Origin of the sequence: uncultured Alistipes sp. (genome assembly GCF_902388705.1) — a bacterium.
In the GTDB taxonomy this organism is placed as follows: Bacteria; Bacteroidota; Bacteroidia; order Bacteroidales; family Rikenellaceae; genus Alistipes.
Map to the genome: position 1 here is coordinate 120,311 of NZ_CABMQJ010000003.1, position 15,700 is coordinate 136,010.

A 15,700-nucleotide genomic window follows, 5' to 3' on the forward strand; every position below is an offset into this window, starting at 1 on the left:
CCGCTACTGCGCTTTGGCGTAATAGCGTTGCGCCGCCTCCTTCTGGCGTGCCGCCGAGAAGTTCGACACCCGCTTCATGTAGCCGATTACGCGCGTCAGGTAGTCGAGGTTGTCGCTGTGACACGCGGGGCACTCCTTCAGGTAACGTTTGTCGATGTGCCCGCACTTGTTGCAGACCGTGTTGGGGATGTTGAACGTGAAGTAGTTGCACCCTTCGGCCGCGGCTACGCGCAGCAGGTGGCGGTACTGTTCCTGCGTGAGGTGCTCTTCGAGGTTCATGTGCAGCGCCGAGCCGCCCGTGAGGTGGTCGATGTAGCGGCGGCCGTGGAGCCGGAACTTGTCGATGACGTTCAGCGACTCGTCCTCGACGACGTAGAAATAGGAGTTGTAACAGTCGCGCGGCACGGCGTAGCCGTCCTCGCGGTCCCACTTGGCGTGCTTCACGCCCACGTTTTCGGCCGGAATCATTTCGCAGTTGAACATCACCTCTTTCGAGCGGTACTTCTTGTTGTAACGCTCGATCAGCCCCAGCACGTTTTGCACGAAGGCGACGTAGTCGTCGTTGTCGTTGATGGGGAGCCCCAGCGACTCCGCCGCTTCGACCAGTCCGTTGACGCCGATGGTGAGGTACTGGCGCGCGAGGTTGATGTACCCGGCGTCGAACAGCGGAAGCATGCCTTTGGCCTGCAGCTCCTTGAGGTTTTCGTTGTAGGCCATCTGCACCTTGTGTACCAGGTCCACGACCTCCTCGAGGTACGTGAGGTAGTGCATGCCGTTCTTGGTGGCGTACTGGATGCAGCGGTTGAGGTTGATGGTCAGCACGCTCTTCGAGCCGGTCGAAACGCCGCCCGCCCCGAGCGTATAGCTGAATCCGTTGTCCTGGATTTCGTTGCGCAGGCGGCAGCACGACGACAGCGAGTCGGCGTTGTCGCTGATGTAGGTGAAGAACGAGTGCCCTTCGGAGTACATCCGTGCCGTGAAGTCGCCCCACTCCCTGTCCATCGCGTCACCGTCTTTGGTGAGCAGCGCCATCGTCTCGACCGGGAAGGTCAGCACGGTCTTCGTGCGCTCGCGGTTGAACCAGGTCATGAAACGCTTCTGCAGCCACGACAGCGACTCCCAGTGCGGGTGCGAGCCGTCCGGGAATACGAATTCGCCGAAGAGGCTTTCGAAATAGTAGCGGTCGTAGTAGGCCACGTTCCAGAACACGGCCTGGAAATTACGCGCCCCGGTCGGCTGGTTGATCGAGTAGACGATTTGCTCGAAGCAGTCGGTAATCATCTTGTCGATCGTGCGGTGCTTGTTCGAGAGGTCGACCACCTCGCCGGCCCGCTTGTAGTAGTCTTCGCCGTACTCCTGCTCGATGAAGTAATTCATGTACATCAGGAATTCCGGTGTGGCGCATGCACCCGAGAGCATCGACGACACGATGAATACCATGTTGACGAAGCCGCCGCAGAACGATTTGAGGTTGGTCGGCCGCGTCGAGTTGCCGCCCACCGACAGCGTGCCGTTCAGCAGCCACGGGTACATCGTAATCGAGGCGCAGTAGTTGGCCATCGACGTTTCGTCGTTCTTGTAGATGAAGTGGTTCTTCAGCAGGTATAGGTACTTGTCCGACAGCTCTTTGCCGTACATCTCCTTGATGCGGTCGGTCAGCAGGCGGCGGTTCAGCCGGATGAAGTTCTGCTTGGGCAGCTCGCCGATCAGCGTGGCGATGTTCTTGTTCTCGACATTGGCGTTGGCGTCGTATTTCGAGCCCGAGGCGGGGTTCGAAGCGTCGCAGTAGTTAATCAGGAACTCCAGTTTTTCGCGGTCTTCGCGGTCTTCGGTGTGCTTTTGCCGGTAGAGCATGTAGCTTTTGGCCACGGCGAAATAGCGCTCGGCCATGAGCGCCACCTCGACCTGGTTCTGGATCTCCTCGACCGACATGCCGTCGGCCACGCGTACGCGGCTCAACACCGACGTCAGGTCGTCGTCCGTGGCATAGCCGCCGACCGAAAGGAATGCCCTGCTGATTGCGCGTTTGATTTTCTCGACCGAAAACGTTTCCCGTTTGCCGTCGCGCTTGACGATGTAAAGTTCCGAAATGCCCATATTTATCCTAATAGTTGTTTGTATGCCTGTCGTGCGGGGACGTCGCTCCCTCCCGCGCCTGCCGCGGGAAGAGTGGGTGTCACCCTGAAGAATCTGTGGTGTAAAAATGTCCGGGTATTGCCCTAAATCCCGAGGGCGGATACCGTTCCTCGCAAGGCAGGTCTTCTGACTCGCCCCGTCCGCACGCCTTCCCGCCCCGTGTAGGGGCAGTGGCTCAAAGAGTGTGCGGAACGCAACGGAGCTTACAGCTACGGGAATAGTCCCTGATTTCCACAGGAGTTCCCTTTTGATCCCGTGCCGGCAGCCGCCGGCGGGGAACCTTGCACGGGAGCAAATGTAAAGATACTTCCCCGAAGCGCAAATATCCCCTGCGGCTTTTAATGAACAAATTGTAAACAAAAACGGGTATTCCGGGAATCCGGCGCTGGCGGACAGGCGGTTGCCCGCAGTGCATTCCGCCGGCCCCGCCGGATGCCGGGCCCACGAAAAAAGACACGCCGGACGGAGCGTGTCTTTTGGATTCGGGCGGGCGCCGGAACGCCTTCCCTGTAAATCCCGGCGGGTCAGTATCCGAATTTGGCCGCCGCCCGCCGCATATGCCCGACGATGTCGACGCCGAACGGACAGTTTTTCTCGCACCGGCCGCAGGCGATGCACTCCGAGGCGTGGTGCGGCAGCACTCTGTAATGCTCGCGTACGGTTTCCGGCACTTCGTCCTGCGCCCGGGCCAGGTTGTAATATTTGTTTACGGCGGCGATGTCGATTCCCGCCGTGCAGGGGGCGCAGTGGCCGCAGTACATGCAGTGTCCCTCCCACGAGAACCTGTCCAGTCCGGCCAGCGCCTGCGTGTAGTCGCGTTCCGCCGCCGGGGCCGTGCACCAGGCGAGTGCGGCCTGCATCTCGGCGCGGCTGCGGCAGCCGGCCATGACGGCGGCCACGCCCGGCCGCGTGAGGGCGTATTCGAGGCATTGCACCGGGGTCATCGGACGTCCGAAAGGCGAGTCGGCGTCACTCAACAGGTCGCCGCCGCCGTAGGCTTTCATCACGTCGACGGCGACGCCTTCGCGTTCGCAGAATTCATAGAGCCGCTGCCGTTCGGGGTCGATGTTGTGCAGGCTGCGGGCATAGCTTTCGCCGGCCCACAGCTTGTCCGCGTCGTCGCTCGGCGGCAGCAAATCGTAACAGGGGTTTACCGAGAACATCAGCACGTCGATTGCACCCGTTTCGGCGGCCATGCGCGCGACGACGGGGTTGTGGCTGCTCATGCCGATATGGCGGATGCGCCCTTCCGATTTGAGCTTTTGCGCCAGCCGCAGGACGGGCCCGTCGAGCACTTTCCGCAGGTCGGCTTCAGCGTCGACGTAGTGAATCATCCCGATTTCGAGGTAATCCGTGCCCAGCCGGGCGAGCAGGTCTTCGAACGCCGCCAGCGTTTTCTGCGGGTCGCGCGTGCGCAGGTACTGCCCCGCTTCCCATACCGAGCAGAGGTGTCCCTGGATGACGAACTTTTCGCGCCGCCCGGCCAGCGCCGCACCGATGTTGCTGCGCAGTTCCGGGTTCGAGGCGTAGAGGTCGAGGAAGTTGATGCCGTTGCCGAGCGCGAAATCGAAATCGGCCCGCACCGCTGCGGCCGTCCTGTTCATGAACCCTTCGCAGCCCAGCGCGATGGCGCTGACTTTCAGTCCTGTGCGCCCCAGAGTCCGGTACTCCATGCTATTTCAGCTCAACGAGTTCGTATTGCTGCGAGCCCAGTCCGATCGCTTCGCCGTGCTCGAGCGTGTGGATGCCGTGGCGCGATTCCATGCGTTCGATCAGGTGCACCTTGCCCGCATCGGGCGAGGCGTAGACCAAATCGACGCACGCCTTGTCGAGGGCCACGGGGTCAATCGAGGCGAGTATGCCGATGTCGCCCATCTTCGGCTCCTCGGGGTGCGCGTCGCAGTCGCAGTCGACCGAGAGGTTGTTCATCACGTTGATGTAGAGTATCTTTTCGCCGCAGTGGTCGGCCACCGATTTGGCCGCTTCGGCCATCGATTCGAGGAAGTCGTCCTGCGGGGGCAGATCGCCCCACATCTCGGCGGCGTTCTTCGTCTTCCCGGCCGAATGTATCCAGGCCTTGCCCGACGACGAGGCGATGCCGATCGAGATGTTCTTCACCGCGCCGCCGAAGCCGCCCATGGCGTGTCCCTTGAAGTGCGAGAGCACGACCGTGAAGTCGTAGCCGGGGTAATGCGAGCCGACGAAATTCTCCCGGAGGTGCCTGCCGCCCTTCACGGGCAGGCTCGCCTCGCCGTCGGCGTCCATGATGTCGATGGGGGCGATGGCCGTGAAGCCGTGGTCGGCGGCGGCTTTCAGGTGGTCTGCGGTGCTGGCGCGGCCGCCGCCGTAGGCCGTGTTGCACTCGACGATGGTGCCCCCCACTTTCTGCACGAGGTCCTTGATAAGCTCCGGCTTGAGGAAGTTATGCCCGCCCGGCTCCCCGGTGCTCAATTTGACGGCGACCTTTCCGGACACGGGCCGCTCGAGCGCCTCGTAGAGGCGCACCATGTTCTCCGGCGTGATTTCCCGGACGAAATATACCTCGGGCGTTTCGGGCTCCTGCCCGCCGCCCTGTGCCGATCCGCAGCCTGTGGCTGCGAAGGGCAGAACCGACAGCAATGAAACCATATATGTTTTTATCATGGCTTTGAGGAATTAGTTGCGGAGTAAATACCGGATGACCGCATATCCGCCTGCCACCTGCGCCAGCATGCCGGGTATTCCGATGCGGATGTCCTGCATGGCTGCCGCCGGCGAACCCGTCCAGGCCCATTCGCCCAGCGAGCCGAACAGTTGGTAGAAGAGGACTACACCCGCCAGCAGCGGCAGCGACACGCGGCCGGAGCGCCGAGCGGCGAACGCGGCCCCGAGGGCGAGCAGCACCGATTTGAGCAGGATTACGGGCAGCACCGCAGCAGCAGGCATGCCGAACAGGGCGGAGTTCACGAGCGGCGACAGCAGGGCAGTCAGCAGTCCGACCCGCCAGCCGTATTTGTAGGCGCCGACCAGCGTGAAGAAGTAGATGGGCAGCCACCGCATTCCGCCCTGCGGTACGAGGTGGCAGAGCTGCGGCAGGACGATGTTGCCCGCGACGAAGAGCGCCGCCGCGAGGTAAGTCTTTGCCTCGCGGTATCCGGGCGAATAGAGTTTTACAGTCGTTGTTTCCATATTGTCGTTATTTGGTTACTTCAAAAATAGTGTTTTTCGGCCGGATTCAAAAGTCCAGGCTTACGCCTCCGAAGAGGGTCGCCCGGGGCATCGGGTATCCGGCGTTGATTTCGTAGCGCTGCGCCAGCAGGTTTTCACCCCGGGCGTAGAGCGTCAGGCGGCGGTTGACGCGCAGCGAGGCCCGCAGGTTCCACAGCACGAACTCCTCCTGCGCCGCCGGTGCGGTGGCGGTGTAGAGCCCGGCGATGTACTGTACGCCCGTCGACAGGGCCCAGCGTCCGCGGACGAAATCGGCGCCCGCGAAAAGTTTGTGTCCGGGAGCCCCGGCGACGGGATGCTCCATGTTGAGCCAGCTGTAATTGGCCGACAGCGTCCATGCCCTGCCGATTCGCCAGGCGACGTTCGCCTCGGCGCCCCAGTTCTCGATGCGGCCCGAGTTGACGTTGAGCCGCCGCCCGTCGATTATCAGGGGCAGGATGATGTTGTCGCCTTTTATATAATAGAAGTTCACGCCGTACGAGAGCGCTCCCGCCGCGGGCCGGTGCGACCACGCCAGCTCATAGCTCCACAGCCGCTCGGGCTCGAGGTCGGGATTCGCCGGGCGGAACATGTAGAGCTCGCGGATCGTGGGGTTGCGGAATCCCTTGCCCGCCGTCGCTTTCAGTTCGGCGTTCCCCGCCGGGCGGAATGCGACTCCGGCCTGCGGCACCCACTCCAGCCCGCTGCGGGTATGGTAGTCGGCGCGCACCCCCGCGTCGATGGTGAAGCGGCCCAGCGTCTGCCGGAAATCGACGTATCCGGCCGCTTCGTCCTCGGCCTTGTCGGAGAGCTGCTCCCGGTGGCCGTCCGTTACGTACCGGTTCCAGGCCCTGCCGCCGAAGTGCTGGTAGTCGACGCCCGCCGTCAGGCGGTTGCCGCGGAACAGCGAAACGCTCTGGTACAGCGAAACGCCCAGCATTTCGTCCCGCGAGTTGAACCGGAAGTCGAGCGGTTCTTCGCCCGTTTGGTATCCGTCGTCGATTCGGTGGCGGCCCCAGTTGTAGAAGAATTTCAGTGCGCCCGAACTCCGGCCGTAGTCGTTCTCCAGCGAGAAGGAGGCCATGCCGCGCGTGATGCGCGAGTCGTTGTCATAAATCCGTGCGGTCACGGTGCCGGGATTCGAGGCGTTGAAATGCGTCAGGTTCACGTCGGCAAAGGCGTTCCAGTGCGTGCCGAAATCATATCCCAGTTTGACGTAACCGCCGTACTGTTCGAATCCCATGTCGGCGCGGTGGCCGTCGGTGCGGTTGTACGAACCCGCTGCGACGCTCGAAAAACGCCCTTTGCGGATGCGGTTCGTCAATTCCGTCTGCAGGGTGTTGTACGAGCCGTAGCCGGCATTCAGCCCTGTCTTTACGCCGTCCTCTTTCTGCTGCCGGGTGACGATGTTCACCACGCCGCCCATGGCGTTCGAGCCGTACAGCACCGATGCCGGGCCGCGCAGGACTTCGACCCGCTCGGCCAGCATCGACTGGTAGGCGTCCGAAATCGGATGTCCGAAAAGCCCCATGTACTGCGGATGTCCGTCGATCAGCACGAGCAGCTGCGCCGCCGAGCCTGCGCCGATGCCGCGCAGCGACATGCCGCCCGCCGCACCGTCCGACACGCCGTATCCCATCACGCCGCGCGCGGTGATGAACAGCCCCGGCACCTGCTCCGTGAGCGACGGCAGCAGCGACGCCTGCCTGCTGCGTTCGATTTGTTCGCGTCCCACCACCGACACCGTCATCGGCAGGGGGGGGATGTCCGACGCATAGCGGGCGCCCGTCACGACAATCGAGTCGATTTTCACGTTTTGCTCCGCCGGGACCTCCGCCTGTGGCATTTTGGCATGTGCCGCTGCGGAAAAACACGTGCAGAGGGCCAGCAGCCCCAGTATTTTCATCGGTCTATCCATGTTGTTGCTTTATCTTACGCATGAATCCGTCGATCAGCGGCAGGCATTCGGCCGCCGTTTCCGCCCTTTCGCAGAGCTGCTCCACGGGACAGATACCCGTCCCGGCACGGTTGACGATATTCGGCACGGCAACGGTATATTCCACCGCGATGCCCGCCCCGGCGAGCAGTTCGAGCGCCGGACGGCTTACGACGTCGGCAAAAAGCCCCGCTACGCCGCCCCGCACCATCAGCGCCGCCGCACCCTTGCCCACCACCTTGTCGGCGATGAAAGCCCCCTGCAGCAGGTGCGGCTCTTCGCGCAGCAGGCGGTAAAGGTCGGCGACGCCCCGCTGGCGGAAGATGCGTACCGTATCCCCGTTGCGGATTACGCACGAGCATTTTTCGGTGAACAGCAGCCCTGCGGCCTGTTCCTTTTGTTCTTTCGTTATCATATATTTATCGTTTTCCGCCGTCGTTTCCTGCCGCCGGCCGGTTTGCCCGGGTTTCATGATGCAAAGATAGCGCGTCCGGCCGTCCGTGCTACTACCCGGATTACGGTTCGTGATACCAATTTTACAGAATTCCCTTCCTGCCCCGTTCCTGTTCACCCGCAGCTGGCACGACCCTTGCCGACTCCTTCCGGCCTTTCCCGGCCTCTCCCGACTCCTCCTGACCTTCCCGACCCCTCCCGGCTGCCCCGGTTTTCCCAGCCGCTCCGCCGTCGCGCGCTCCGCCGGTTTCCTGCTGCCTTTCCGTTGCGGCGATCGTCCCTGTTTGCAGGGCGTATCCGTTCGGAGCAGGCGGTCGGCACACCGTCCGGATTCAGGCAGTTTCGCTGCGAAACCCGTGAAAACGGCTGGATTTCCGAAAAATCAATGAATCCCGAACCGGGAAATTCGATGGGAAAGTACGTTTTTTAGCCGTTTCCGGCGTATGCAAATCTATATAACATTCGATTTGATGAAAATTCAACCTGTTTGTTATCAGTTGTTTGTGAATTTACAGGCTCTATATTTTCAGAGTCCGATATTTACCCCCCCCCGGAAAATAAGTAATTTTGCCTTGCCGCCTCATTATAAAGATTCCGATTCGCAATTTTTAAAATCTCCACCTAATTATCAATAAACTTTAACCTGATTGTTCTATGAAGAAAACGTTTTTACACCTGTTGCTTTTATCGGGCTGTGTGTGTCTGCTTGCTTCCTGTATCGAGGATAAAGCGGAAGATGCCGCACACCGGCTCGTCGTGAGCAAGGCCGACGTGGAGCTGATTCAGACCGGTACGCTCAATACCGGTTCGAAAGCTTCGCTCGACGTGCTTGCGAACCGGGGGTACGTCATCACCTCCGATGCCGAGTGGCTCGGTGTCGACAAACCGGTCGGCAAAGGCCGCGTGTCCGTGACGCTCGAAGCGAAACCCAACGAAACTGCCGGCGAACGCACCGGCCACCTCACCGTCACGAGCGGAAAACTTACGGAGGAAGTCACCGTCACGCAGACGCTCGATCCCGATCCCGACGACGGCAACCCCGTGGGATATGTCTATTACCTCGAAGATTTCGACTGGATTGCCGTGTACGGCGGTGCCGACTGCGTAGGCGTCGGTTCGCAGGACGGTGCGAAGAATATCTATTCGACCGGCGACGCGCTGCAGAAGTTCGGCCAGGCCGGGCTCGAGGATTACAACCCCGTCGGCCGGACAATGTATGCGTGCGCCGGCTATTTCAAGATGGGTGCGACGGACAAACAGACCGGAATCATCCTCCCGGCCCTGAAAATCGGCCGCAAGAAAGCCTCCAACGTCGAACTTACGTTCGAAGCCTGTCCCAATATCGGCGGTTCCGGCAAGGTCGACGCCGTAACCGTTATGGTCGAAATCGTCGAAGGCCCGGGTACGGTCAACGGCAACTCCGACCGCAAGAGCGAGGGCATCAAGCCCGACCAGGCCTGGAAATGGACGCCGATGAGCGTGAAACTCTACGGCGTGACCGCTGCGACCCGCATCGTCATCCGCTCGACGCAGCAGGGCGACCCCGGGGTAACGGCCGGCGAAAAGGGCCTGTTCCGCTGGTACCTCGACAACGTGAAGATCGTGAAAGCTCCCCGCAACTAACTGCAATTAACCCAAAATCAGAATCACAATGGATTTCAAATATATGATAATCAGGGCATCGTCCGCCCTGTTGCTGCTGTCGGGCTCCCTCTTTACGGCTTGTGACGACGACGATCCCGACGCGTTCATTTCGGTTTCCCGGCAGGAGATCGAAGTGGAATACAACGGCCTGACTGCCAACGGCGAAACGGTCAATTTCGAGCTTGGAACCAACCGTCCGTGGCAGGCTACGTACGTCGAAGAGTGGATTCATCCGACCCATACCGAGGGGGATCGCGGACGTACGCGCATCTTCCTTGCAATCGACGAAAACAACACGGGCAAAGACCGTGAAGGCTATATCGTATTCGAGGGCGACGGTTCGCGCCGGACGATTGCCGTCACCCAGAAACTCAAGGTCGACGCCCTGATGGTTTCGCCGGGCAAGGTGACCGTCGTCAAGTCCGGCCTGCTGGAAACGGGCGAAAAGGCTTCCGTCTACATCTCCGCGAACAGCGACTGGACGCTCGAAGTCGCCGGGGACAGCGGCTGGATCACGCCCTCGAAAAACTCGGGCAAGGCCGGCGAGGAGGATGTTGAGCTGACGATCGCGCTCAATACGACCGATGCCGTGCGTACCGGAACCTTCGTTGTGACCGCCGGTTCGAAAAAGGCGACCGTCACCGTGATTCAGAACCTCGAGGGGCTGAAAGTTTCCGAAACTTCGTTCACGGTCAATAAATTCGGTTTTGCCGACGAGGCCGGCACGCCGCTGACGTTCACCGTCACCGCCGCCGAGGCGTGGACGGCTACCGCCGACGGCTGGCTGACGCTGAACCCGGCTTCGGGCGAACCCGGCCAAACCGAAGTGACGCTTATCGTCGGTGAAAACGGCACGGGCGGTCCCCGCAGCGGCGAAGTGAAGATCGTCACCGCGCTGACCGGACTCGAGGAAATCGTGCGCGTCAGTCAGAACGCCAAGGACAATCTTTTCGAGGACGACGGCAAATCCCCCGGGTATGTCTATTACGACGAAACGTTCGAGTGGTGCAAACCTTTCAACAAGGACGACCAGGTCGGCAGCGACGGAAAGAAAACCAGCACCCTGCCCATCTACGGAGATGAGGCAGACCAGAAACAGGGCAAGGAGGCTTTCGCCAATTCGGGACTCGAGGACTATAACCCGGGCGGTAAATGCATGTACCTCGCTTCCGATTACCTGAAAATGGGTCGGAGCGGCAACCAGACCGGGGTAATCCTGCCGGCCCTCGAAGTTGCGGAGGGCCGCTGCACCGACGTGGAACTCGCGTTCGAAATCTGCCCCAACATCGGCGGCAGCCTGAAACCCGACGAAGTTACCGTTTCGGTCGAAATCGTTGAGGGCCCGGGTACGATCGACGGCGGCGAGGCGAAATTGAGCGACCCGATAACCCCCGAAGGCAGGTACGTGTGGACGCCCGTGAGCATGAAACTCTACGGTATTACGGGCGATACCCGTATCGCCATCCGCTCCACCCAGCAGAAGGTGTCCTCCGGTTATTTCCGCTGGTTCCTCGACGACATCAAAATGACGAAGATCGCAGCCGAATAATCCTGCGGTGACAAATCAATGAAAAACAAGAGAGAAAAAGATATGAAAAACAGATTTGCAGATACGGGAAAATCCTATGCAGGGTATTTTCTGCGTTTCGTGTGCTGCCTGGCGCTGACGGCCGCCGCGTCGCTGGCGCAGGCCCAGACCCGCAACCAGGTGAGCGGCACGGTGACCGATACGGCGGGCGATCCGCTTGTCGGCGCCACGGTCGTGGTCGTCGGCACGACGACGGGTGCCACGACGGGTATCGACGGAGGTTTTACCATCAATGCCCCGGCCGACGGCCAGCTGAAGTTCTCGTACATCGGTTATGCCGAGCAGACCGTCAGCGTCGGTGCGCGGTCGGTCATCGACATCGTCATGGAAGACGACAGCCAGATGCTGAAAGATGTCGTGGTGATCGGTTACGGTACGATGGAAAAGAGGTCGGTGACCTCGTCCATCTCCTCGATCAAGGGCGACGACCTGACGGCCGGTATGGGCGGTTCGACCATCGCGACGGCACTTCAGGGCAAGATTCCCGGCCTGACCATCTCGGGCAGCGCCAGCCCCAACAGCAGCAACGATTTCCAGCTGCGCGGCATCGCGTCGGTCAATGCCAGCCAGAGTCCGCTGGTGGTTATCGACGGCATCCCGGGCGGCGACATGCGGGCGCTCAACCAGGAGGATATCGAGTCGATCGACGTGCTGAAGGACGCTTCGGCAGGCGCCATCTACGGTACGCGCGCCGCCGGCGGTGTGATTCTCGTTACGACCAAACGCGCCAAGCAAGGCCGCGTGACGGCGAACTATACGGGCGAGTTTTCGTTCGAAAGCGTCCGTAAATACCCTGAACTGCTCTCTTCGGGCGAGTACGTCGAGTACGGCCTGGGCGAGGACTACGGACACGACACCGACTGGTTCAAGGAGCTGACCAACGAGTTGCCCTTCTCGCAGCGCCATACGGTGAGCCTTTCGGGCGGTACGGAAGTGGCGCAGGTCTACACTTCGTTCATGGCCCAGAACCAGAAGGGTATTGTCATCGGTGACAACCGCAAGGACTATTCGGGACGTGTCAACGCCCGCTTCAACCTCTTCGACGGCGTGGTCGAGGTGCGTGCCAACGCCCAGTTCCGCGAGGCCGAGCGCGACAACCGCAACTCGTCGGGTATCTTCAAGATGGCTTTCGGGCTCAACCCGACCATTCCGCTCTACGATCCGGCCAGCCCGTCCGACTACAACGTGGTGGGAAACGGCATCTCCGGCACGAGCTTCAACCCCGTGGCCGACATTATGCTGCGCACGAAGAACGGCAAAGACCAGTGGCTGCTGGCCGATGCGACCGTGAAAATCAATTTGATGAAGGGACTTTCGCTGCAGGGTACCGTGGGAATTGACAAACGCCAGTACCAGGAATACACCTACGTTTCGCATGACCACAAGGAGTCGATCGACAACAGCCGCCGCGGCGGTGCGTCGCACAAGTTCAGCAAGGACAACCGTGTTTCGGTCGAGGCCTATGCCAACTACCACCGCGTGTTCCGCGAGGATCATACGCTCGACGTGGTTGCCGGTTACAGCTTCTGGCAGGCCGGGGGCGAGGATTTCAGCATGTCGAACTACGACTTCCCGGTCGACGGCGTCGGCCCGTGGGACATGGGTGTCGGTTCCTACCTTTCGGAGGGCCGCGCCTCGATGGACTCGAACAAGGATCCGCGCGAGCGCCTGCTCTCGATGTTCGGTCGCGCCAACTATTCGTACAAGGACCGTTATATGGCTACGGTGAGTTTCCGCCGCGAGGGTTCCTCGAAATTCGGCGCCAACAACCGCTGGGGTAATTTCTGGGCTGTTTCGGGCGGCTGGCGCATCTCGAACGAGGCGTTCCTGCGCGACGTGAAGTGGATCAGCGACCTCAAGGTGCGCCTGGGTTACGGTGTGACGGGTAACAACGGCTTCGGCAACGGCTATACCACCCGCATGTACAAGGCCAACGACATGTGGCCGACCAACGGCGTCTGGCAGCCCGGTTACGGCTCGATCCGCAACGTCAATCCCGACCTCAAATGGGAGGAGAAGTCGGAGCTGAACTTCGGTCTGGACTTCTCGCTCTTCAACGACCGCCTGTGGGGTAAGTTCGACGTTTACCACCGCAAGGTCGACGACATGCTCTACAACGTCAATGCTCCGATGCCCCCGATGGTACACGATACGGTCATGAAGAACATCGGCAGCCTCGAGAACAAGGGCTGGGAGTTCGAGCTCGGCGGCGACATCGTCCGCGGCAAGAACTTCCGCTATACGTCCAGCCTGCGCCTGTCGCAGAACAAGACCAAAATCAAGCGCCTGGGCGACGACGGCTTCTTCCTCGACGAGGTGACCTTCCCCTCGCCGGGCAATCCGGGCACGGCCGTCCGCCTGCAGAACGGCCTCGAACTGGGACAGTTCTTCATCTACAAGTACGCCGGGCTCGACGAGGACGGCAAGTGGCTGATATACGACAAGAACAATGAAATCGTTCCCGCCGTCGACGGCACCAAGTCGAACCTCGTCGCCGAGAACAAGCACTTCGTGGGCAATGCCATTCCGAAAGTGATTCTTTCGTGGGATCACACGTTCAGGTACAAGAACTGGGATCTGTCGATTTTCCTGCGCAGCTGGCTCGGCTACGACGTCTTCAGCCAGGTCAACATGTACTACGGGCTGGCCAACGATTCGCAGCTCAACGTGCTCAAGTCGGCCTACACGCGCAACCGCAATATCAAGGACGAGAAGATCCTCTGCGACTACTGGCTCGACGACGGTTCGTTCCTCAAGATCGACGCCGTCAACCTCGGCTATACGCTCGACCTGCGTAAATGGACGCGTTATATCCAGTCTGCGAAGATTTACCTGACGATTCGCGATCTGGCCGTATTCACCGACTACAACGGCCTCAATCCCGAGGTCAGCATCAACGGCCTCTATCCCGGGTTCGAGTATGTCAACAACACCTCGACGATGTATCCGCAGACGACCCGTTTTACGCTGGGCGTGCAATTAACGTTCTAAATAAAAACAGAGAATCCTATGAAATTCAAACATATAGTAGCTGTGCTGACCGGAGCGGCCGCCCTCTCCGCTCCCTCGTGCAGCCTCGATGAGAAGTTCTATTCGGAGGTGACCCCCGACACGTTCTTCACCTCGCCCGAGAGCACCTATGCCGTGCTGTGCCGTCCCTTCACCCACTGGAAGTGGTATATCGGCGCCGACCGCTGGTACCTCCAGGAACTGACGACCGACGAAATGGTCTGCCCCAAGCGCGGTGCCGACTGGTACAACGGCGGCGAATACTACCGCCTGCACTACCATACCTGGTCGCCCGACGACCGCTTCGTGGTGAATACCTACGACGGTACCACGGGCGGTATTTCGCGCGCCCTGGAGGCCAAGTCCGACCTCGAGGGCGTCGACTACAACGCCCTGGGGCTCAACGACGCCGTCAAGGCCGACCATATCAACCAGCTGAACGCCATCACGGCCTATTTCTACATGAAAGGCCTCGACTACTTCGGCGGCATGCCGATTTACCATTCGGTGAACGACGGGCTGCGCCCCCGCAGTACGGCACTCGAAACCTACCGGCATGTCGAAACGCTGCTCAAGGAGGCCATCCCCTCCCTGGCGAAGAAATCTTCGCTCGGCGCCTCGGAGGACGGCTACATCAAGCAGGCTGCCGCGGCGGCCATGCTGGCGCAGCTCTATTTCAATGCCGAAGCCTACATCGGCGAGGAGCATTTCGACGAGTGCGCGCAGATCTGCCGCGACATCATCGGCGGCGTTTACGGCGTCTACGAGCTGGACGACACGTGGTACGGCCCCCATAATTTCGACAACGACTCCTCGCCCGAGGTGATCTGGAACGTTCCGTCGGAGAACTCCAAAGTCGAGTGGAGCTGGTATTTCAAGTATTTCTACCACTATTCGTCCTACATCTATTTCGACATCGAAACCGCGGGCTACAACGGCTTCATCCTGACGCCCTCGCTCAACCCGCAGGGTAACTATTACACGCAGTGGAAGCTGGGCAATCCCTACCGGAAATTCAACGACAAGGATTTGCGCAAGAAGCCTTACCGCTACCTCGGCAACAAGAAATACGAGGGTATGTTCCTCGTCGGCAAGCAGGTCAATTTCGACGACCCGACCAAAGAGTGCCTCGGCCAGAAAGAGTACAGCGGCAAGGTCATCGACATGGTGGATCAGGTGGCCCGCTTCTCGGAGGTGGGCAGCAAATACGGTTCGGTCGCCGAACTGCCTTCGACGATGGCCGACGGCGAGGAGAACTCGGGCATCCGCCTGGTCAAGTCCCCGCAGCCCAACCTCGAGGACAAGCAGCTGCGCTGGAATCCCGACTGCCCGGTTATCCGCCTTTCGGAGATTTACTACATGCTGGCCGAGTGCGAATTGCGCGCCGGGCGCAAGAAACAGGCCGCCGACCTGATCAACGAGGTGCGTGCGCGTAACTTCGCCGACCGCGCAGATCCCGATCCCGTGACCGGGGACAACCTCGACGAATACCGCATGCTCGACGAATGGATGATCGAGTTCCTGGGCGAGGGCCGCCGCCGTACCGATTTGATTCGCTGGGGCGTGTTCACCACCGAATCGTGGTGGGACCACACCCCCTCGAACGACAGCAACATGAACCGTTTCCCGATTCCCAACTCGGCCATTTCAGCCAACAACCTGATTAAGCAGAACCCCGGGTACGGAGGTGCCGCCGAGGAGTAAACCGCCGCTTTTCCCCCGGATGCCCGAGGGTGTCCGGGGAGAAT

The 15,700-nt window shown here is 60.6% G+C and carries 10 protein-coding genes and 1 riboswitch; of the genes, 4 read left to right on the plus strand and 6 right to left on the minus strand.

Annotation, left to right across the window (positions count from 1 at the left end; genetic code table 11):
* Window positions 1-3 precede the first annotated feature (3 nt).
* The 6 genes from nrdD to QZT71_RS02075 form a co-directional block, all read right to left on the minus strand.
* Window positions 4-2,097, minus strand: coding sequence for an anaerobic ribonucleoside-triphosphate reductase (gene nrdD / locus QZT71_RS02050; protein WP_295911707.1), 2,094 nt, complete (start codon window positions 2,095-2,097; stop codon window positions 4-6).
* Between the two features lie 137 nt (window positions 2,098-2,234).
* Window positions 2,235-2,435, minus strand: a riboswitch (cobalamin riboswitch).
* A 225-nt stretch (window positions 2,436-2,660) separates the two neighbouring features.
* Window positions 2,661-3,809, minus strand: a complete 1,149-nt coding sequence (locus tag QZT71_RS02055; protein ID WP_295911710.1) for an aldo/keto reductase — start codon at window positions 3,807-3,809, stop codon at window positions 2,661-2,663.
* Between the two features lies 1 nt (window position 3,810).
* On the minus strand, window positions 3,811-4,779 hold the full coding sequence (locus QZT71_RS02060; RefSeq protein WP_295911714.1) for a DUF362 domain-containing protein: 969 nt from the start codon (window positions 4,777-4,779) through the stop codon (window positions 3,811-3,813).
* A gap of 12 nt (window positions 4,780-4,791) precedes the next feature.
* Window positions 4,792-5,304 carry an ECF transporter S component gene (locus QZT71_RS02065; RefSeq protein WP_295911716.1) on the minus strand — a complete coding sequence of 171 codons (513 nt, stop codon included), beginning with the start codon at window positions 5,302-5,304 and terminating at the stop codon, window positions 4,792-4,794.
* A gap of 46 nt (window positions 5,305-5,350) precedes the next feature.
* Window positions 5,351-7,168 (minus strand): TonB-dependent receptor, encoded by a 1,818-nt coding sequence (locus QZT71_RS02070; RefSeq protein WP_295911808.1) that lies wholly within the window; start codon window positions 7,166-7,168, stop codon window positions 5,351-5,353.
* A 64-nt stretch (window positions 7,169-7,232) separates the two neighbouring features.
* Complete coding sequence (locus QZT71_RS02075; RefSeq protein ID WP_295911718.1) at window positions 7,233-7,673, minus strand: DUF1893 domain-containing protein; 441 nt, start codon at window positions 7,671-7,673, stop codon at window positions 7,233-7,235.
* 692 nt (window positions 7,674-8,365) lie between these two features.
* Here QZT71_RS02075 and QZT71_RS02080 point away from each other — a divergent pair.
* From QZT71_RS02080 to QZT71_RS02095, 4 genes are read left to right on the plus strand one after another with little or no spacing between them, the layout of a single operon-like run.
* The gene (locus QZT71_RS02080) at window positions 8,366-9,334 is read left to right on the plus strand and encodes a BACON domain-containing protein (protein WP_295911721.1); all 969 of its coding nucleotides are present in this window, start codon (window positions 8,366-8,368) and stop codon (window positions 9,332-9,334) included.
* A gap of 28 nt (window positions 9,335-9,362) precedes the next feature.
* On the plus strand, window positions 9,363-10,904 hold the full coding sequence (locus QZT71_RS02085) for a BACON domain-containing carbohydrate-binding protein (protein ID WP_295911724.1): 1,542 nt from the start codon (window positions 9,363-9,365) through the stop codon (window positions 10,902-10,904).
* Window positions 10,905-10,946: 42 nt separating this feature from the next.
* Window positions 10,947-13,934, plus strand: coding sequence for a TonB-dependent receptor (locus tag QZT71_RS02090; RefSeq protein ID WP_295911727.1), 2,988 nt, complete (start codon window positions 10,947-10,949; stop codon window positions 13,932-13,934).
* 18 nt (window positions 13,935-13,952) lie between these two features.
* The gene (locus tag QZT71_RS02095; RefSeq protein ID WP_295911731.1) at window positions 13,953-15,656 is read left to right on the plus strand and encodes a RagB/SusD family nutrient uptake outer membrane protein; all 1,704 of its coding nucleotides are present in this window, start codon (window positions 13,953-13,955) and stop codon (window positions 15,654-15,656) included.
* Window positions 15,657-15,700: the final 44 nt, after the last annotated feature.

Coding starts and splice junctions, on each gene's coding strand:
- QZT71_RS02095 (WP_295911731.1), top strand. CDS start 13,953: ATGAAATTCAAACATATAGTAGCTGTGCTGACCGGAGCGGCCGCCCTC.
- nrdD (WP_295911707.1), bottom strand. CDS start 2,097: ATGGGCATTTCGGAACTTTACATCGTCAAGCGCGACGGCAAACGGGAA.
- QZT71_RS02055 (WP_295911710.1), bottom strand. CDS start 3,809: ATGGAGTACCGGACTCTGGGGCGCACAGGACTGAAAGTCAGCGCCATC.
- QZT71_RS02060 (WP_295911714.1), bottom strand. CDS start 4,779: ATGATAAAAACATATATGGTTTCATTGCTGTCGGTTCTGCCCTTCGCA.
- QZT71_RS02065 (WP_295911716.1), bottom strand. CDS start 5,304: ATGGAAACAACGACTGTAAAACTCTATTCGCCCGGATACCGCGAGGCA.
- QZT71_RS02080 (WP_295911721.1), top strand. CDS start 8,366: ATGAAGAAAACGTTTTTACACCTGTTGCTTTTATCGGGCTGTGTGTGT.
- QZT71_RS02085 (WP_295911724.1), top strand. CDS start 9,363: ATGGATTTCAAATATATGATAATCAGGGCATCGTCCGCCCTGTTGCTG.
- QZT71_RS02070 (WP_295911808.1), bottom strand. CDS start 7,168: ATGCCACAGGCGGAGGTCCCGGCGGAGCAAAACGTGAAAATCGACTCG.
- QZT71_RS02075 (WP_295911718.1), bottom strand. CDS start 7,673: ATGATAACGAAAGAACAAAAGGAACAGGCCGCAGGGCTGCTGTTCACC.
- QZT71_RS02090 (WP_295911727.1), top strand. CDS start 10,947: ATGAAAAACAGATTTGCAGATACGGGAAAATCCTATGCAGGGTATTTT.